The organism is Aquimarina spongiae (genome assembly GCF_900141785.1).
In the GTDB taxonomy this organism is placed as follows: domain Bacteria; phylum Bacteroidota; class Bacteroidia; order Flavobacteriales; family Flavobacteriaceae; genus Aquimarina; species Aquimarina spongiae.
The window spans coordinates 211,141-232,466 of record NZ_FQYP01000009.1 but is presented as its reverse complement, the minus strand read 5'-3'; the positions used below and the strand labels follow the sequence as shown (position 1 = coordinate 232,466).

Below are 21,326 nucleotides of genomic sequence, written 5' to 3'. Positions count from 1 at the left end.
TTATTCTTCATTAATTTTCAGTAATAAAAATCCAGCTTCTACATTCTGTCCTTCGGCTACATATATCTCTTCTACTTTACCATCCTGATTAGCTACCAAAACGTTTTCCATTTTCATTGAAGACAAAACGATAAGTGGATCACCTTCTTTGATAGCATCTCCTGATTGGATATTAATTTTAACCACTTGAGACGGAATTGGGGATTCATACCCTCCGCTTACCTTTTCCTTTTCTTTGATCGGGAATCGATCTTCTTGAGTAATTTTCACATTACCTATGGTAGGCGAATGCACAAAATAATCCTCTCCAACCTTCGCAACAGCATACGTTTTTTGCAATCCATCTATATCTATGCACAAGGTGGTTTCATCAATACCTATCATCGCTACCTTTCTTTCCTTGTCTTCAAAAAGAAATACAAAACCATCTTCTACATACTGATACTGCAATTGAACAACCTGTTCACCAATATGAAAAACTTCCTTTTGATATTGGTAACAATTATTCCTCCATCCAGAAGGAAGACTTCGAAGTGTCTTCCTCGATTGTTCTCGCTTATTCCAATCATATAGCGTTGCGACTATAGCCACTTCCTGTATCTGTTGATCTGATATTTTATTGATTTGAGAAAGGTCAATCTTTTCCTGAACGAAATGCGTATTGTAATTTCCTTTCTGAAAATCTTCATGTTGCAACAGCGTTTTCAGGAAAGGTAAATTGGTTACAATACCCTGACATATAAATTGCTGAAGCACATACAGCAATTTAGTATGCGCATTGATCCTATTACTATCTTTTACAATGATCTTCGCGATCATTGGATCATAGAATATTGATATTTCTGAGCCTGACTCAATAGCAGACTCCACCCGTAATCCATCTACATCTGGGAATTGGTAATTGTGAATTTTCCCGGTTACAGGTGCGTAATTATTTGCTGCATCTTCTGCGTACAACCGCGCTTCAATAGCATAGCCATTTCCTACCACCTCTTCTTGAGTGATTTGCAAAGGAGTGCCTTGTGCAGATTGGATTTGCATTTGCACCATATCCAACCCGGTTATAGCCTCGGTAACAGGGTGTTCTACTTGTAATCTGGTATTGATCTCCAAAAAGTAGAATGCTCCAGAAGTATCGTCATAAATAAATTCTACAGTTCCCGCATTATCATAATCCATAGCTTGGGCTGCAAGTACCGCGGCATCACCCATAGACTTCCGCAGAGCTTCTGTCATTATCGGAGAAGGGCTTTCTTCAATCACTTTTTGATAACGTCTTTGGATTGAACATTCTCTTTCCAGTAAATGAATGACATGCTTATGCTGATCTCCAAAAATCTGAAATTCGATATGTCTTCCAGAGGCAATGTATTTTTCGATAAGCAATTCATCATCTCCAAAGGCATTTTTGGCTTCTCTTTTTGCCGAAGCAATGGCTGTCGTTATTTCTTTTTCTTCATGAACAATTCTCATCCCTTTACCTCCACCTCCTGCGGTGGCTTTCAGTAATACTGGAAATCCTATTTTTAAAGCTTCGGTCTTTAATGTAGCTTCGGATTGATCTTCACCATCATAACCGGGTACAACAGGCACCCCTGCCCGTTTCATCATTGCTTTGGCCTTGGATTTTGATCCCATTGCTGCTATAGCCTCTGGGTTGGGACCGATAAAAATGATTCCTTCAGCTTTACATAATCTGGCAAAATCTGCATTTTCAGACAAAAAACCATAACCCGGATGGATAGCATCGGCACCTGTACGTTTTGCAGCAGCAATTATTTTATCTTGATCGAGATAGGATTGTGACGGTTCTGAAGCTCCGATATGTACTGCTAAATCTGCTTGTCTAACGAATGGGGCATTTTTATCGGCATCAGCATAGACCGCTACACTAGTAATTCCCATTTTTTTGCAGGTACGTATCACTCTTGAAGCGATTTCTCCCCGATTAGCAATCAATATGGTGTTTATACTTTTCATATACAATATGTTCCTTTTTTCTTAATGCCTCCAGACACCATAACTATTTGACCCTTTTATTTCTTGGTTGTATAAAACCGCTAGTGAAAACCCTAAATAATTGCGTGTTTCTTTAGGATTAATAATCCCATCATCCCATAATTCTGAGGTAGAATGCCACGCAGAAGATTTTGCTTCGGCTTCGGCGATTAACATATTTTCGATCATTTTAGCTTGCTCTTCGTCATAGGGTATTCCTTTGGCTTTTGCCGATGCTTTTTGAATGATCCGCATTACCCCAGCTAATTGTTGGGAACCCATGACTCCTATTTTTGCATTGGGATAAGAAAAGAGAAAATTAGGCTCATAGGATCTACCGTTCATTCCATAATTACCTGCTCCAAATGAAGACCCGATCATTAAGGTAATAGATGGCACTTTGCTATTAGAAACTGCATTAATCAGCTTAGCTCCATTTTTTATGATTCCTCCTTCTTCATAAGCTTTACCCACCATATATCCAGTGGTGTTCTGCAAAAACAATAAGGGTATGTTTTTTTGATTGGATAGTTGTATAAATTGTGCTGCTTTGTTGGCGGATTCTGAAAAAATAACACCGTTGTTTCCTAAAATCCCCACGGGGTATCCATGAATTTTTGTCCACCCGCAGACCATTGTATTTCCATACTCAGATTTGAACTCTGCAAATTCGGATCCATCTGTAATTCGCATGATCAATTCTCTTACATCAAATGGTGTTTTACTATCTTCTGGGACTACACCTAAAATCTCGTCGGCATCAAAAAGCGGTGCTTTGATGGGCAATTCTGGGATCATATGAGGATTGGATGCTGGTATAAATTCCATAATCTCTCTGGCGATTCGGATAGCGTCCTTTTCATCTTCGGCCAGATAATCTGAAACTCCAGATACTCTACTGTGCATTTCGGCACCACCTAGTTCCTCGTCGGTTGCAATTTCATTGGTTGCCATTTTTACTAGTGGAGGTCCCGCCAAGAATACTTTTGCAGCTTGCTTTTGAAAAATGGCATAGTCGGACATCCCTGGCACATACGCTCCCCCTGCCGTAGCATTACCAAATACTACAGATATTGTTGGAATGCCCATTTCAGATCGTCTGGTAATCTCTTTGAAGGCTTCACCTCCATAATTGAATATTTTGGCCTGGTCCGGGAGGTTAGCCCCGCCACTTTCTACCAAATTGATAGAAGGCAATCTACATTCTCTGGTAATTTTTGCGATGCGGAAACCCTTAAAAACCGTTGCATAGTCTACAGATCCTCCTTTACGCGTTCCTACATTGGCATTGATCATGCACAATTTACCTTGTACCAACCCGATTCCTGAAACGTTGGTTCCACCAGCCCCAAAACCATTCTTATTTTGCATACCCGCTAGTGGTAATAGTTCTAAAAAAGGACTGTCTTTGTCCAACAACAATTCGATTCGTTCTCGTGCGAGTAATTTGCCTCTGCTCCTGGCTTTATCAATGGATTTTTCCTTCCCTTGAAATCGACTTTCTTTAAGATGTTCCTCTAATTTGGCAACCAAATCGAGCATGGCTTTCTTATTTTTCCGGAAAGCTTCACTTGTCGTATTAATTGTAGATGATAAGGGCCTCATTATGCTATTTCTTTAATTTCTTTTCTGACTAAAAACTGTTGAAATCTATAGGGAAGTAATCCAGAGATTCGGTATAACATTCTCATCTTTCTACCACTTATGATAAAATCTTTTCCGCCACTAAACCCTTTCCAGATATCACTGGCTACCTCTTCTACTGTTGTTGCAGCGATACCTTGAAACGTTCTTACCTTTTCCATATTCCCTGATTTCTTGAAGTTGGTATTCTCGATGGCCGCGGGACATACACAAATTACTTTTACCTTCGATTGCTGCATTTTCAATTCTTCATTTAAACTTCGACTGAAATGGGTAACAAATGCTTTTGTGGCTCCATAAGTGCTTAATTTGGGAGTTGGTTGGAAAGAACTATTCGAACTAATGTTGATAATAGTCCCCTTGTTTTTGTTAGTCATATCTTTCAGAAACAACTTGGTCATTTCATACACACATACCACATGGAGATGAACCATCTTGAGTTCTTTTTCTAGAGGTGTATTGCTCAAATATCCATAGGTACCAAATCCTGCATTATTCACTAGTACATCAATACTCCATTCGTTTTTAGTAACCCATTGATGCACTTTATGTGCTGCATTTGTTATTGACAAATCTTCAACAAGAGTATGTATCGTGCATCCTTCGATTTCTTGCAATAGTTTTTTCTTCGACACTTCAATTTCTTCTGGCAAAAGAGAAACCCAAAGAAGGGTGTATCCTGCCTTTGCAAAATATCTGGATAGGGAATACCCGATGCCACTAGAACCTCCTGATATCAGCGCCATTTTACTCATACCAAACTATATTTTCATTACGATCATGCCACTCCAAAAAGTACTTGCTATATCGCCTATCGATCTCTCCTCTTCTGATTTTTAATGTTGGTGTAAGGAATGCATTTTCCATATTCCAGGTATTCTGATCGATAACAATGGTGGATACTCTTGTATAATTTGCCAAAGTATCATTCAATTTGGAAAGTGTTTGATCCAGTGCTACCTCAACTTCTTCTTTTGGAGTTGCATGTGCAACTTCAGAAAGATTCACAATCGCAATGGGTTGGGGAATGCCTAAACCAGCAATACATACTTGTTCTATTAATACATTTTTCTCTATTTCTTCTTCGAGAGGATTGGGTGTAATGTATTTTCCTTTGCTTGTTTTAAAAGCATCAGAAACTCTACCTATGATTTTTAGGAAACCATTCTCATCAAAACTCCCTTTATCACCGCTATGGAGCCATCCATTCTTTAGCACTTTTGCTGTCATTTCTGGATCTTTGTAGTACCCTTTCATCATATAAGGGGATTTCATTAATACCTCTTGTGTATCCTTTGCGATTTTTATCTCACAACCTGGGATGGGTTTTCCCACGGAATCTTTAGGTGCATCTAGCATGGGCGTATTGGTAATCGAACCACAAACTTCGGTCATCCCATAGGCTTCGATAAGATGAATCCCCAGACCGGCATACCATACTTTGAGATAGGTGGGTGTAATCGCAGATCCTGTAGCCACTATTTTGGCTTTCGACAATCCTAAACCATATCGTATTTTCCTTTTCAGAATCCCAGAGATGATCGGAATGCTAAACAGCAGCTTCTGTTTTTTTAATGACATTTTGTTGGCAACTGCAAGATAAAATTTGGTCCAAATTCTGGGCACTGCAAAAAAGATCGTAGGTTGTGTATCTTGTAAATTTTTGGCAAAAGTATCGATGCTCTCTCCAAAAGAAACAGTTCCACCAAGCATTAGTGCTACAGCATATACTCCTATTTTTTCGGCAACATGATTTAGCGGCAAATACGATAATAAATTAGGTGTTGGATGCTTAGCGATCCCTACCCAATCATTCTTACTGTCGTCCTTAATAATCTGCACCGGAGTATTATGGATATGCATTACTCCTTTTGGTGTACCTGTAGTGCCAGAGGTAAACAAAATGGTCCATAGTTCTTCTGGATCCGGAACATGAACTTCTGGTAATAGTTCATTACTATTCACCAAATCGTCCCACAAAACACCTTCAGTTACTTCTGCATTGCCTTGATAATACGGAAAACGTATAATTTGAACATCATTAGGTACATGCTCTGGATGAGCTAACCATTGATCAAGCTTACCTATAAAAACTGCTTTTGCATCAGCCAACTGTAGTACTGTAGAAAGTTGGTTTGCAGAAAGGTTGTGATATAAGGGTACCGAAACCATCCCACACATCATTATGGCCAAATCTGCCAGAATCCAATGATAACAGTTTTTGGAATAAATGGCTACATGATCTCCTTTTTTTAAACCTATAGAGATCAAAGCATTTGCCATTTTTGAAGCCTGCTCGTAGGCTTCACCAAAGGTTACTATTTTCCAATGTGTTCCTTTTGGTTGTTTTAAGAATGGAGCATCAGGCTTTTCCTGCACCCAATGATAAAAATACTCTGGGAGTGAATCATGATCTGGAATACCGATGCTAGCCATATCTGAAGTTTAAAAGTTGATATACGATTCCATAGTTTGATCAAATCCTTCGCCCAAACTATCCAAATAAGCATCTCCAAAGAATTTTTTGAAGGAAGCCAATCCCTTTTCCGTAAGATGAGGCAGTAACAAACTCCAAATTACCTTCTCTCCATCTTCTTTCGTTTTATCTCCTCGAATCATTTGCTGTGATGACCAAAAAAACATCATCATCCAAGATGTTAATGCCAGGTTTTTGTACACCCCAGGTACTGGTTCTGTTTGCATATTTCCTAACTGGATAGAAAATGCAATTGCTGTTTCGATATCCTTTACCGTTTTATCACAAAGGGATTTCATTTTTGGTGCAATCAGTTTGTGTTTCAACACCTGGTTATCATGAAATATAAAAGAGTATTCTTTTTGCAGCTTATAATACAATTGTGCATCGTGATGCAAGTTCTGAAATGAAGGAATCCCCTTTGCCACTCGCCCACTAGTTAGCTTTTCCCATAATTGGTCCATCAATGCTTTCAACAAGGCTTCTTTATCCTTGAAATGATAAGTCATATTACCTCTGCTCATCTCCAAAGATTTTGCAAGTTCGAATAGATTTACTGCACCGTATCCCGATTTATTGAAGGCCTTAAGCGCCTGACTGAGTATCCTTTGTTTCGTTTCCACGTATTCCTTTTTACTCAAATATAGAAATAAATTTTATATAGTTAACAATATTTTTAGTCATTTATGACTAAATTAAGAAAATAAGAATACCAATATAGAAATAACGCACTATTCCTTCACTTCCAAAACCCGCTTTAACTCATTTCCATTTTCATCCAGAATAGTGATCAGATGTTTCCCTGGCTCGGGTAGGATTGGCATTTCATGAAATTGCCGGGTTGCTCCAACAAACTGCTCATCGACGTACCAGAATACTTGTGCCTCTGGATTGGTATGTGCAATTTTAAGAACAACTTCGTTGGTTTTACCATCAAAACCTTTAGGCAAGTAGACACTGCTATTGGCTTTGGGAAAAATAAAATCCATTCGATCTTCATCTACGGTACTACAACCAGGAAGAAACGAAGGTAATTCATGATAATCAGCATTGTTATTTTTGAAATAGTATGCTTGCAATGATGGTAATACAAACCACGACTCATGAATCATATTATCTACAGATTCGCAAGAGGAATTTACCTGATACCTCCGCTCTTTGTCCAAATGAATTAATCGATGATAAGTACAAGGTTCTGTTTTGGTTCCAGAAAGCGAAACATTAATAGTTTTTTTAGGACAATGCTCTCCAGCTATATGACCACTTTGAGCACATACTGTTGTCGTAACCAAATCGTCGTATGGAGTTGCAAACCATTTTGTATCCGGAACAATATTAAACACATCAAAGAGCACAGGTGCTGCAGCAGTTAGGCCAGTAACTTCTGGACGACCTTCTCCATCGGCATTTCCGATCCATACTCCAACCACATATTTTGAAGTAGCACCTATCGCCCATGCATCGCGATTACCATAACTGGTACCTGTTTTCCAAGCAATTTCTTTGGAAGAATCATAGAATTCCCAAGCATCATCTCCTTCGGGACGGTTTACCTCTTTCATGGCTTCAAAAGTGAGCCAAATACTTCCTGCTCCAAAAATCAATTTTTCTTTGATTGGTTTCCCAAAATCAACCTCACTATTCTTTTCAAGGATAGGTTCTGCAAATTCATTGGTAAAATATTCACTCGAAGACTCCAAAAAATGGTTCAGCGTTCCTGCCATCCCTGCATAAGTTTTACACAGATCCCAAAGGTTAGCTTCTGCACCTCCAACTATCAAGGATAACCCATAATGATCTGCACTATACTGAATATCTTTGATTTGAAACGCATTCAACTCATCTCGAAAACGCTGTAATCCATATTGTTGTAATAATCGTACTGCGGGCACATTAAGCGATCTTGCCAATGCCCTATTTGCTGGTACGGCTCCACTATAGGTTTCATCGAAGTTTTTGGGATTATACCCTGCTATTACTGTTGGGATATCGGATACCAATTGTTCTGGCAACAACTCTCCTTTATCCATCATCGCTGCGTACAATAATGGTTTTAAAGTACTCCCTGTGCTTCGAGGGGCCTGTATAATATCCACATCTTTTTGATGCGTCTTATCTGTGGGAGTGTTCCCAACATAACTCAATACATTTCTGGTTTCTACATCCAAGACCAAAACCGCCATGTTATACACCTCATTTTGACGAAGCTGATCATAATGTTTTTTTACAATGTCATTGACTTGTTTTTGAAGCGCTAATCGGAGTGTAGTTTGCACTCTTTCTCCTTTATGTTTTTTTGCAATGTTATCCACCAAATGTGGAGCAATCTGTGGCAACCTGTATGGCCTTTGCGGTAAAGTTTCTTGAATGGAAAGCGTATAGGTCAATGAATCAATAGTCTGCTGTTCTAGTAATGTTTTTAATAATCGATTCCTTTTCTTCAGCAATCGCTCTTGATTCTTTCCGGGATAAATCAATGAAGGTGCGTTGGGTAAAACAGCCAAGGTTGCACTTTCTGCCCAGGAAAGCTGATGCGCAGGCAACCCAAAGTAACGCCATGCTGCCATATCGACCCCAACAACGTTTCCTCCAAAAGGAGCATGAGAAGCATATAGTTTGAGGATGTCGGACTTTGATTTACCCCACTCTAAGCGAGTAGCTAAAATGAGTTCCTTTAGTTTTTCAAAGTATGTTCTTTTTTTTCCCTTTCTGGATAGTCGAATCACCTGTTGTGTTAAAGTACTTCCTCCTCTTACAATTTTACCTGCTTTACTATTATCGATCATAGCATCTACAATTGCAATAGGATTGAATCCGGGATGGTTGTAAAACTGCTGGTCTTCAAAAGCAATTATGCACTTTGCAAACTTTGTAGGTACACTGTCTGTTTCCGGAAAACGCCATTGTCCGTCCTTTGCTATTTTGGCTCCAACCAACTCACCATCTACAGATTCTACTACCGTTGCCGTGGGATCTTTAAACAATGTGGACGGAAGAGAAAAGTAATACCACACCAATAAAATGGTTATTAATACAATACGTTTAGGGTGGTTTTTGATGTATGTCTTTATTCTCTGAAACACAAATATGCTTTGTTTATGGTAATCGCTTTCTAACCTCTCAAGTTTAGAAAATAAAATTAGCGTAAATGCAGGTATTTATCCTTCAAAACTATTAGAATTCATTAAAGTACCGCTATCATTATTCGAATAAATCCCAGATTTTCATTAAATTTAAGAACCTCTTAAAACAAGAAAATGCTTTTTTTTCTTCAGTTCGGTTGAGAAAATTAAGGGACTCAAACGTAAAAATACAATTGGTCGGTCATTGATATAATGGGTATTACCCCTACGCAATCCGTGTATTTTTATTAAAATTGTTGTGTGTTGAAAAAAGTTACCATCGTCATTCTCCTCTGGCTTATGCCTGCGGTTCTGCTTTCTCAAAACGATAAAGGTTATGAGAAAATAGATAGTCTTGATGTGCTTATCCAGCAATCTCAAGAACTAAGGTTGGAGAATAATATGTATGAGGCCTTAGAACTTACCTTCAAGGCGGTCACCTATGCTAACGAGCTCAATCACAATCATTACTTGTCCCATTCTTATTTTATGATGGGTACTATTCAATATGAAATTATTGATTATGACAATGCCAAAATTAATCTCTTAAAAGCTTTAGACCATAGCGAAAAAACTATTTCAAAAATACTATTACCTTATATACTGCATAGCCTAGGAAACATCTACTATGATGACAATGAAGATTATGAAAATGCTCTAATTTATTATAAAAAGGGAGTAAAACTCAGCAAAAGAATCAATCCAGCCAACAATTATCAAATTCCCTTGCATAACCTTATTTGGACCTTTATGGATTTGGATAGGTACGAAGAAGCTGCTCCTTACCTTAAAGAAGCTGATAGTTTGGATCTTATCATCCCAGATAGTATTCAACTCGGTAGAAGCACCCTGTACCTAATACGCGCAAGAAACTATGCACATCAGAAAGATTTCGAAAGTGCAGAAGAAAACTATGATAAAACCTTCGACCTGTTGGAGACCGAAGACAAGTACTGGCTGAAAGGTAAAAGCTATTTTTATCAATATCGATCAGAGATGTATCAGGCGATGGGTGATTATCCCAAAGCCATACAAGATCTAAATAGTATGCAGAGGAATGAGTTTGAAGTTTTTAAAAACGCTCGGAAGAAAAATGAAGAAATTGCAAAAATCAGGTTCAAAGTAGATGAATACGAACGAAAATTAAGCGCTTCAGAAAGAGAAAAAGAACTACTACAAAATATTGATCGAAGTAATAAAACTATTATTACCATTTCTTTGGCAGCACTTGTTTTACTCATTTTTGTAGTTTTCTTTTATTACCGGGGATATATATCGAAGAAGAAAGCAAGTGAAATTCTTGAAGCTAAAAATGCTGAACTGAATCAAGCCAAGCTTCAGGCCGAGAAATTGAGTAACATCAAGTCACAGTTTATTTCTACGGTAAGTCATGAACTTAGAACTCCGCTATATGGAGTGATTGGTATTTCGTCTCTGTTGATAGAAAACAACAAACAGTCCGACAACGACAAAAAGCTGCTCAATTCCTTAAAGTTTTCTGCAGACCATTTGTTAAACCTGGTCAACAAGGTCTTAAAAATTAGTAAAATAGATTCAGAAAAGACAGATCTTACACAAACCCCTACCAATCTAGCTTCGCTAACAAAAAACATATTGCAGTCCTTCGAATTTCAATCTGGAGAAAAAGGAAATGAGTTGATTTTTGAATACAATCACTCCATCCCTAATTCGTTGTTGATTGATCCGTTAAGAATCTCCGAAATCCTAATCAATCTGATCAACAATGCGATAAAATTTACTGTTGATGGAAAGATCTGGCTTCGAGTCAAACCAATTACTACCTCTGCCGATAGGGTTACTCTTCGATTTGAAGTCGAAGATACAGGAATAGGAATTCCAGAAGATCAGAAAGAATATATTTTTGAAGAATTCTCTCAAATCGGAAGTATTTACAGCAACAAACAAGGAACAGGGTTAGGATTGGCTATCGTAAAACGATTGTTAGGATTAATGAACAGCAGGATTCAATTTGAAAGTAACAAAAAACAAGGAACCCGCTTTTACTTTGATGTCGATTTACAAATTGCCGATCAGTTAAACGGTACTCCTGGCCTGCCTGCAGATATGGAAGTTAGTCACACCATTTCTGCTCACATCTTGATTGCCGAAGACAACAAAATCAATCAGATGGTAACCAAAAAACTGCTTACTCAAATTGGTTGCAAATCAACTATTGTAGAAAACGGAGAAGAAGTGCTCGAAATTTTGAAAAAAGAAAATTTCGACCTGATTCTAATGGACATTAATATGCCTGTGCTGGATGGTATGCAAGCCACTTTAAAAATTCGCGAGTTTGATACTATTATCCCTATTATCGCCCTTACTGCATCAGAATTAAGCGAAGTAGAAGAAGAATGCAGAAAAGCAGGTATGAATGATTTACTTAATAAACCGTTACTTAAAATGGATTTACGTAATGCTATATTCAAACATCTTGTAAAAAGAAAGCACCAACCTGGCTCTTAAGATTGCTATAGATTACACTGCTATAGATCTCCCTTTTGATGTTTTATTCCCTTTGTTATCCAAATAAAAATCAATTTGCCCCATATAAACACCACTATTACCACATTGATTGATTAAAACCTTTTCTCCAGCTGCATTGTCAACTACGGTCGGTTTTGGTAATAAGGTATGGGTATGCCCTCCAATAATTAAATCAATATCCTTGGTTTTTTTGGCCAAATTAAGGTCTGATATCCGATCTGGCGATTTTTTGTAGTCATACCCAATATGCGATAAACAGATAACGATATCACACTTTTCTTCTTGTTTTAGTGCCTGTGTCATATCCTGGGCAATCTCTACAGGATCCAAATACTTTGTTTCTTTGTATAGGTTTTTGTTTACCAACCCTTCTAGTTGAACTCCAAGTCCAAAAACTCCAATTCGGATACCATCTCTTACTAATACTTTATAAGGTTTTACATGACTGTCCAAAACGGTATTTTTGAAATCATAATTAGCCGACACAAAATCAAAAGTGGCATTGGGTAACTGGCCAAATAATCCATCTATTCCATTATCAAAATCGTGATTTCCTATCGTTGCCAGGTCATAATTCAGCTTCGACATGAGTTTAAACTCAATTTCACCTCCATAATAATTAAAGTATGGTGTTCCTTGAAATATATCGCCAGCATCTAGCAAGATCGTATTAGGATTCTCTTTTCGAACTGCTTCGATAATTGAAGCTCGTCGTGCAAAACCTCCTAATCCCGGATATCGGTAATGGTTCTCGGGAAGAGGATCTATTTGACTATGTACATCATTGGTGTGCAATACTGTAATCTTTTTGGATAAGGGTTGTGTACACGAAGTTAAACTTAACCCTCCCAGGCTTGCAAAGGCTGTAGCCGAAGCCATCTGCTGAATAAACACTCTTCTACTTTGCATAACTCATTCTTTTATCTAGTGAAACATGAAGTGTATCTGTCTTTTTGAAATAATCAATCAAAGCATTCCTAAGCTTATAATCTGTTTTATAGAGATGTACCGGATCCTTAAAGAAATCCATACGATCGCCACCTTGTTGCAAATAATCTGTAGTCAATACCAAATAGGTTCTTCCTTCTTCCAAAGGTTTACCATCGATTAGTACTTTTTCTGCTTGCTTGGTTTCCTTATTAATACTCAATTCCAGATTGCTTATCGGATGGGCACGAAGTCTTGCAGTCAAATAGGAAATTAATTCTTTTGTCTTTTCAGAAGTCAATTCGGCAACTACCAGTTCATTTTCAAAAGGCATTACTTCGAAAGCAGTCCTTGCTGTAACGTTCCCTTTCAGGATTGGAGCTCTTAATCCACCATGATTTAGCAATACCAAATCGATATTCTTGTTATGTCTTTTGGTAAAAATTGAAGCCGTTTGTTCTAAAGATATATCCGCTACCAGATTTCCTAAGGTGCTTTCTAATTCACCATCTCCTTTGGTAAGGTTCTTTGTTGCAAAACTAAGTGGAGCATCCAGTGTTTCATTTAAATGCTTGCGAAATGGCGCAATAAAATCATCTACTTCTTTATCGTCGGCAATCGATGCATCAATTTTTTGAGGACTAGAGGTTACCTTTTCTACTACAAATGGTTGTTGTTTACACGAAAACAAGGTTCCGGTAAGCACCATCAAAATTATTCTGACTCTAAATTTCATGTTTTTACCACATATAATTTCCACAATGGTACGCAAAATTGTTTTAACTCACTGTTAATTCTAAGATCATCATATCATTTAACATTTTGCTAAGTTAAAATAAGGGATTTCATCCTAGTGTATTTATTTTACTACTTCAATCCACCTTCCTTTTGTTCTCACCAAATAGTCATTGTCGTACATGGCTTCACACTGGATCCCAGGCAAATAATATTTCCCTAAGTAGGAAGCATTAAGCAACAAGGTCACTTTTTTGCTCTCTCTCGGTTTCAAATCAAAATAGAAATTAACACGATCATCTCTGATATCGGTATGGGTCACTTTATTGGCTTTAAAAGAACCAAAATCAGTAAATCGGGTATTCACCACTTCCCAGCCTGAGGGGAATAGTTCGGTAAGCGCAATATCCTTCACTTTAGATCCTGTAGTATTGGTAATGGTAACTTCGGCAACAAAATCGGTCCCTTGGGTCAATTTTGTAGGATCAATGATTCTACCATCTCTATTTTTATAATCTACGATCGCCTTAAAATTACTCTGAATTACTTTCTCTTCTCCAACCGGTAAAATCCCACTAGCTGCAATTTGCACAAAGATGGTATTGTCTTTATTATTTTTCAGGACCAGCGTATTGTTTTTGATAATGCTCAACTCTCCTGAGGTCGCCAATGTTTTCTCTGTATTTGCCGTATTGGATTTTCCGTTGAGACTGTATCCTACGTTTACTCCTTTACCACCTACATAATCCGCATATTTGGCCATAGCTACCAAGGCATATGCCGTGGTTTGTGTACTCATCCAGCTATTAGAAGATAACTCCTTTGCTAGGGCAACAGCTACTTCTTGTGCTTTTTCTTTACGATCTAGCGATACATAAGTTTCGATAGCCATAGCTCTATTTCGATTGGTAGAACCATAAGTGTAATAGCTATTTTTTGTTGCGCTATAATCGATATTTGCCGAATTTAATAATTGGTTAGCTGCGCTCTTTTGTCCTGCCAATCCATAAGCCGCTGCTAATCTAAGTTTGGCATTGTTAGACAAATTCGAGGACTCTCTTAATCTATTCATTGATGACAAATCTGGACTTCCAGCCAATGCCAAGGTATATAATCTGTACGCCTGGGCGAGATCATAGTTTCCGTTTCTCCATCGTTTGGCTTGCTGTTGTTGGTAATTAATCCAGTTACTCTTGAATCCTATTGGCAGCACATACCCTTTCTTATTCGCCTCTAACAAGAAATGACCGGCATAGGTCGTTCCCCAATCATTAGGATTCGTATATCCTGGCCAATATGACATCCCCCCATTGGGTTGTATAAAACGTTTTAATCTTCGAATAGCCGCTTCAATGTTTTTCTGAATTTTATCTTTCTTTTCTGAAGAAAGGTTGAATACATCTCCCAGATACAACTGCGGAAATGCGGCCGAGGTAGTTTGCTCAACGCATCCATGCGGATAGCGTATCAAATAGCTTAATCGACCTTCAAAATTCATTGGTGGCAACGAAGAAAACTCGATTGTAGCACCATTGCTTCCATCAATCCCAAACGCGTCAAAATTGATCGTTTGTTCACTATTAGGTTCGAGTACCACCGAAGTGATTTCGGTAGTCATCGGATTTGGATTCAAAATATCTATAGGTACACTATATGAGGCTTTCTCTCCATTACCACTAGCCACAACTTCAATATCGGTAATCGATGCACCTTCCAATACCTCAATATCAAAATAAGTCATTTTTTCGTCGGGTTGCGCAAAGGAGAGTTGTTGTTGTGCTTCTCCAACAACAGTAAACCCTTTGTTTGGCTTCAAACTTACGGTCACATTTTTCACTTTCTTTTCCATTGCAAAAACAGTAACAGGTATGGTCACTTTTTCTCCCGGAGTAATTTTTCTAGGAATTGAAGTTAGTACCATTAATGGTTTGCGAACTGGTGTTGTTTTATCTGTACTTCCATAAGCCGCTTTTTCTGCATCAGATGCCACAACCATTGTACGCACAGAACCTACATACTTCGGAATTTTAATTTTATGCGCTCTAGTTTCTCCTTGTTTTAATTCAAACGGCCCTTCATAAACCACCATGGGCTTAAAGCGATTTGCCTTCTTGGATTTACTTCCTCCGGCTTCGGCATCCCCACCAATACTAAACACCTGATTAATACTACCTCCATATGCACCGATCACCTCATCATAAATATCCCAGGTTTTTACTCCTAATGCTTCTCGTGCATAAAAACTAGTCCATGGATTCGGTGTTTTAAAACGAGTAAGATCTAAAAGTCCTTCATCTACTATAGCAATAGAATAGGTCATTGCCTTCCCTTTGGTTTCGCCCACTTTTACTGTAATCGTCTCTTCAGGTCGCAACACATCCGGCATGGTCAATTTTGGTTCGATCTTCGTATTAGGATCTTCTACAGATATCGGCACCACCCCATACAATCGTATAGGCAGGTCATTTTTGGTTGAAGAATGTGGTTGTAATAAGGTAATATGGATATATACATTGGGTGTATACAATTCTTCTATTGGGATTTCGAACTTGGTCTCGTCCTTTTGAGGAGTCACCCACTGGGATAATAATACCTCTGTACCATTCTCTACAGTAACCAAAGCACGACCACCTTCGCTAGACGGGAAGGTAACTGTGGCTTTTTCTCCTACGTTGTAGGTATTCTTATCAGTAGAAAACAATAACATGGTAGCCGCCGAAGGGTCATTTTTTCTTGATTTTCCTGCCCAACCTGGCCAGTCAATATAAATGGTTTTTCCGGTAGCATGCCCTCCTGAAGGATCTATGACTCTTACCAGATATCTACCCCATTCTGGATATTTCAGTTCAAAATTGAAATTAGCTTTTCCATTACTCCCGGTATTCACTTTGGTTTTGAATACTTCGTCTCGATATGAACCTCGGTTATACGACGACAAGTTATCTTCAGAGGTGTCCCACCACCATCTCCAATTTACTTTATACACAAAGACCTCCAGATCATTTACTGATTTCGGATTTCCTTTTTCGTCTACCGTAACCACTTCAAAATTATGTTGGGTATCGGTAAGCAACATCCCTCTGGCTTTATCTCCTTTGGGAGTATTAAGTCCTACATAAGTTTGATACGGAGAATAGGTTTTGGTCATCACATCAGTACTAAAATCTCCTCCGTTTTCATACACTTTGGTAATAAATGCTGCTCTTAGCATTCCAGGAGCTTTATTCTCCAGATTAGGTGTAAGGTTGAAACTTGCTTTCCCTTGGTCTGAAATTTTGCCATTAAAGACCTCTTGCTCTTCGGTCCCAAATCTTCTGGTAGGATCATCAAAAATATAGCCTGGGAATGTTGTAAAACTGGTTTTTGTTGGGCTGAATCGAGTATTGATATCAGCCTGCAGGTTTTTGGCAATAGCCCCGTGCAACCATAGTACTTCTAGATCACCTTTTATGGCTTTATTCGCTCCAAGAATCTCATCTTCAAAGGTTGTTTTTATTTTTAATCGATTAGGTTTGATCGTTTCGATTTTCAAGGTTTTGCTAAAGCTAGCCCCACCAACATTTACTTTTGCCTGCCAATTTCCTGTAGGTGCATCATCTGAAGTTGCAACTGTAAATCGATAGAAATTATTTACTCCTTGAGTTTTGGTTTCTTGATATGTTACCTTGCCATAAGGATCTTTCAACTCGAATTTTACAGGATGTCCTTGTGGGAGTTTATTCGCATTATCATTGAGCATGAACGATAAGAACAAGGTATCTCCAGGTCGCCAAACGCCACGTTCACCATACAAATACCCTTTGATTCCTTTTTGCAGTCGAACACCTGCCACATCGAATTTACTTACTGATAATGCATTACCATCGTTCAGCTTTACATAGGTTTGTTGTTTTCCTGACTTAGCAATTGCAAAGTACGCTGGTCGATCAGCATCAAAACCTGTAATCCCTTCGGCATCGGTAGTGGCCTCACCCATCTCTTGCTGCTGATAGTTATAGAAAGTGACCTTGGCATTGGATACTGGATTGGTGGTTACGATATCATTTACACTAACCACATAAGAATGGTTCAATCCTTTTTTGACCACAACTCCTAAATTGGACGCCAGAATATTAGCGCTTAGCTTTCTATCTCTATAGTACGAATTGTCGCAAGGATTGTCTCTCTCATTCCAATTGTACCCGTAATAACTTTCATAATAATATTGAGACGTATCCCAGAAACTCGACTCTGCTTCTTCTTCATCATAATTATCAGCAAGCTCTTCGATAGGAGTATCATTTCCTGCTCCTCCATCGCAACGATATAGAGAATATGCTTTTTTGTAGTTTAACTCTACTCGGTAAATAGCTCCTGGATCCGGAGTGATTAAATCTTTGAGATCGATTGCAAAGGCATTCCATTTACTGAGATTCAAAGAAGCATTTTCCTGAAGGTTGATCAGTTTTTTTGCTATTGGTCTTGCCACACTTCTCAAGTTACTTGAGCCAGACAAATTGTTGTTTTGAAGGAACTGTAATACATTATCTTCAAATACTTTGATCACCTGCACCTCTACAGCACGAAGGTTAATTGCTTCGAAATTGAATTTCAGATTGTCTGAGGTTGGAAGAATCACTCCACTCTGTAACAACCGAATTTCTGGTTTGGGTTGCTGAAATGAAATGTTCTCTGTGTAGGTGTTTTTTAGACGATAATCATCTGTACTTTTAATTCCTTCATGAATGGTAACCAATTGTGTCCCTTTTAATTCTTTTTTGGGATATGCTTTTAGTACATTTCCGTTTACCACGTATCGTAAGTTGCCTTCATTCCCTACGGTTACCAATCCTCTGAAATCCTGATTTTTACGTAACGGATCAGAGAAATTAACCTCGATATATTGATCATCTACATTGGCTACCGATACGCTGATTACAGAAAAATTATTCTTACCGGGTATAGACAGCACACCTTCTCCTTCGGTATCAATATCCAAAGATTTTCCAGACCACTTTATCTCTACTTCAGAATCATCTTCAAAACGCTGTATACTATCTATTCTAAAACTGAATTGTCGACTTTTACTACCCGACTCACTAAATTTTACAGATACCTTTTTTCCTTTTTGTGTTGCCGTTACCAATTGCTTCGCAATCTCAAAAATCATTTGATCACTAGAAGACAACGTACCGTCAATATATTGCCAATCCTTACTATAGGACTGTAAATTGTTAGTCAATACAGAAAATTGTTGTTTCAGCGTTTTAACACCAAATACAAACTCATCATCAAGACCATCTTTAAGACCCTCAACCAAGTCTTCCAGATCAAGGGTAAATGTATATTGCGTATCTTCTTTAAATTGAGTTTCAGGCTGAAAGGATATTGTTCTGTTATTCACAGCAATTACTTTACCTTTTACTCTAGGAGATACAGACAATAAATCACTCGGTAACTCTTGATTATCACTCCATCCTTCTATCGGGGTTTGTAGCACGACATACACCTGATCATGTACTGATATTACTCCAGAAGAAATGTCTGAAATATACTCATGATATTTACTAAGTTCTGAGGCGTTGGATCTTGCCATTTCGGCCTCATCCTTTTTCTTACAGGAAAAAATAAGTGTTACGAATAGTAATCCCCAAAGAATTCTAGAATATTGCATACAGATTGGATTTAGTTGACTTTATAAATGTAGTGTTTTTTGTTTTTCTATATGGTATCCCAATCTCTATAATTAAGAACTAATACCTTAATCACATTTTTCAATAAAAATCGATTCCTTATCAATCTCTATCGCAGATATGTTTACAATATTTGGATTACATCTACGGTAAGCATAAATTATCGACATATCGTCATAATCATATTCATCTGGGATAAATTCCTGATCTTCTTGATAACTATCGGGATCTAAATAAGCTCCTTTCTCTTCGTTAAACACATAAAACGATGGAATCGGATCTTGAAAAAGATGGTATTGCGGATTACAATATTTCACTTTTTCAATGTGATCTATAGTATTTGCCAATTCCCTGGCATATTGAATATCTTCTCCTTCTTGAGGTAAATCACTTCTTGTTATACCTTCGTTTTCATCAAAAAATAATTTGTTTTCCTTAAACACCGCATAAAAAGAATCGACTGGTGGTGACCCAACGTAGTAAGCAATAAAATCATTGTATGCTTTAATATCAAAAGCTACAGTTTCTACACCTCCTAACTCCTGTTGTGCTGCAAAACGAATTTTCTTGGTATTTGTATCAAAAACTTCGACATGAAGTGGGCCAAAACAATTGGCATCGTCATTAAAAACTTTTTTGAATGAATCCTTTCTTGATGTATCTATCCCCAGGAGAGTAGGTCCATTTTCAAAGCCGAAAAAAGCAATCCTAATTTTGTTATTTAAGTCACTATCTTTTCTACCATATACTTGAAAACTGCTTTCTTCCTGATGAGGAGTAAACACCACATTATGATCTCCAACATTTTTCCAACGCCCTATCTGTGCTCCTCCAAAGTAAAAAATAATGTATTTCCCATTTTCCAAGGCAACCAGGGTACTTCCTCCCTCTGGGTTACCCGACGGCATCCTATATATTCCTGTAATATTTTGTGCTATCATATTGGTAGTGGTAACGATAAACAAAAAGCACATCAATCCGTTCAACACTGTTTTCACGAAACAAATTTTAGTCCCCAAATTACTTCTAAATTGTTATTCAAAAGTACTAGGATTTTTTTACCCATTTTACCCTGAAAACAGTGATTATAAGGCATAAATGTATCGTTAAGAACACAAAAAAGCCTCCATTTCTGGAGGCTTTATAACTTTGTTTGTATACGTATTACTTTTTATAAATACCTATAGTGAGTTCACCTTTTGCATTCATTGTAGCTCTATACATTCCTTCGGTATTAAACTCCATAGACACATTACCTTTATGATCTATCGCGACGATACCTCCGGTTCCTCCAAGCTCGGTAAGCTTCTTTTGAATTACCTCTTTGGAGGCTTCTTCAAGAGATAATCCTTTATATTCCATCAATGCAGAGATATCATGAGCCACCATAGCCCGAATAAAATACTCTCCCCAACCTGTACTAGACACTGCACAAGTCGCATTGTTGGCGTAGGTTCCTGCTCCAATAATAGGAGAATCTCCTATACGATTCCATTTCTTGTTGGTCATACCTCCCGTAGACGTCCCTGCGGCCAGATTCCCATGTTTATCCAACGCAGCGCATCCTACTGTTCCATATTTTGAATTTTTGATGACCGGATCATAAAAAGCAGTCGTTTTACTAGCTTCTTTTTCTTTCATTTTCTCTTTTACACGCTCCAAAGCTTTCATACGACTTTCCGTAAAGAAATAAGAAGGGTCCACAATCTCTAAATCTCTTTCTTTGGCAAAGACTTCAGCACCAGTACCCGATAGTAATACATGCGGTGAGTTTTGCATTACTTCTCTGGCCAGGTTAATAGGATTTTTTACGGTCTTTACCCCAGCTACTGCCCCTGCATTAAGCGTACTTCCATCCATAATTGACGCATCCAATTCGTTAGTTCCGTCAGCCGTAAACACAGCTCCTTTTCCTGCATTAAACAGCGGAGAATCTTCCAAAACATTAATGGTCTTTTCTATAGCTTCCAGACTAGTACCTCCGTTTTTAAGAATGGTGTGCCCAACTTTTATAGCCTCTTCCAATTTGGCTTTGTATGCCGCTTCTTTTTCCGGGGTCATATTTTTTTTCAGAATAGTACCCGCACCTCCATGAATAACAAGCCCAAAAGATTCTTCCGGGGTCTTGGTATTCACTTCTGAAGTATTAGCCACTAACGTTTCGGCAGTTTCCTTAGGTTGTTCTTTACAAGCCCAAAGCATAGCCAAACTTAATAAGACGATGATCTTTTTCATAATGAGTTA

Annotated in this window: 12 protein-coding genes; 1 reads left to right on the top strand and 11 read right to left on the bottom strand. The window is 38.1% G+C overall.

The annotated features are described in order from the left end of the window. The 6 genes from BUE24_RS19900 to pbpC all read right to left on the bottom strand — a co-directional run bounded on the left by BUE24_RS19900 (position 1) and on the right by pbpC (position 9,201). Positions 1–1,980: an acetyl-CoA carboxylase biotin carboxylase subunit gene (locus BUE24_RS19900; protein WP_073320153.1), complete on the bottom strand. Its 1,980-nt coding sequence runs from the start codon at positions 1,978–1,980 to the stop codon at positions 1–3. 21 nt (positions 1,981–2,001) lie between these two features. Beyond that, on the bottom strand, positions 2,002–3,603 hold the full coding sequence (locus tag BUE24_RS19895) for an acyl-CoA carboxylase subunit beta (protein WP_084549628.1): 1,602 nt from the start codon (positions 3,601–3,603) through the stop codon (positions 2,002–2,004). Next, positions 3,603–4,397 carry an SDR family NAD(P)-dependent oxidoreductase gene (locus BUE24_RS19890; protein ID WP_073320150.1) on the bottom strand — a complete coding sequence of 265 codons (795 nt, stop codon included), beginning with the start codon at positions 4,395–4,397 and terminating at the stop codon, positions 3,603–3,605. Before BUE24_RS19890 ends, BUE24_RS19895 begins: the two co-directional genes overlap by 1 nt. Next, positions 4,390–6,078 (bottom strand): AMP-binding protein, encoded by a 1,689-nt coding sequence (locus BUE24_RS19885; protein ID WP_073320147.1) that lies wholly within the window; start codon positions 6,076–6,078, stop codon positions 4,390–4,392. Before BUE24_RS19885 ends, BUE24_RS19890 begins: the two co-directional genes overlap by 8 nt. Before the next feature lie 9 nt (positions 6,079–6,087). Continuing rightward, the gene (locus BUE24_RS19880) at positions 6,088–6,741 is read right to left on the bottom strand and encodes a TetR/AcrR family transcriptional regulator (RefSeq protein WP_170864646.1); all 654 of its coding nucleotides are present in this window, start codon (positions 6,739–6,741) and stop codon (positions 6,088–6,090) included. A gap of 108 nt (positions 6,742–6,849) precedes the next feature. Next, positions 6,850–9,201, bottom strand: a complete 2,352-nt coding sequence (gene pbpC / locus BUE24_RS19875) for a penicillin-binding protein 1C (protein WP_073320141.1) — start codon at positions 9,199–9,201, stop codon at positions 6,850–6,852. Positions 9,202–9,504: 303 nt separating this feature from the next. On the opposite strand from pbpC, the gene BUE24_RS19870 reads away from it, so the two are divergent. Next, positions 9,505–11,727, top strand: a complete 2,223-nt coding sequence (locus tag BUE24_RS19870) for a tetratricopeptide repeat-containing hybrid sensor histidine kinase/response regulator (protein ID WP_139242064.1) — start codon at positions 9,505–9,507, stop codon at positions 11,725–11,727. A 12-nt stretch (positions 11,728–11,739) separates the two neighbouring features. Here BUE24_RS19870 and BUE24_RS19865 read toward each other — a convergent pair whose 3' ends face one another. From BUE24_RS19865 to BUE24_RS19845, 5 genes are all read right to left on the bottom strand, one after another. After that, positions 11,740–12,657, bottom strand: a complete 918-nt coding sequence (locus BUE24_RS19865) for a bifunctional metallophosphatase/5'-nucleotidase (protein ID WP_073320135.1) — start codon at positions 12,655–12,657, stop codon at positions 11,740–11,742. After that, positions 12,647–13,411 carry a 5'-nucleotidase C-terminal domain-containing protein gene (locus BUE24_RS19860; protein WP_073320132.1) on the bottom strand — a complete coding sequence of 255 codons (765 nt, stop codon included), beginning with the start codon at positions 13,409–13,411 and terminating at the stop codon, positions 12,647–12,649. The genes BUE24_RS19865 and BUE24_RS19860 overlap by 11 nt, the downstream gene beginning before the upstream one ends. Before the next feature lie 123 nt (positions 13,412–13,534). Continuing rightward, a complete protein-coding gene (locus BUE24_RS19855; protein WP_073320129.1) occupies positions 13,535–19,063 on the bottom strand; it encodes an alpha-2-macroglobulin family protein in 5,529 nt (1,842 codons plus the stop codon). 87 nt (positions 19,064–19,150) lie between these two features. Then, positions 19,151–20,080, bottom strand: coding sequence for a hypothetical protein (locus BUE24_RS19850; protein ID WP_139242063.1), 930 nt, complete (start codon positions 20,078–20,080; stop codon positions 19,151–19,153). 166 nt (positions 20,081–20,246) lie between these two features. Next, entirely contained in the window at positions 20,247–21,317 is a 1,071-nt protein-coding gene (locus BUE24_RS19845) for an isoaspartyl peptidase/L-asparaginase family protein (RefSeq protein WP_073320124.1), read from the bottom strand. Positions 21,318–21,326 lie beyond the last annotated feature (9 nt).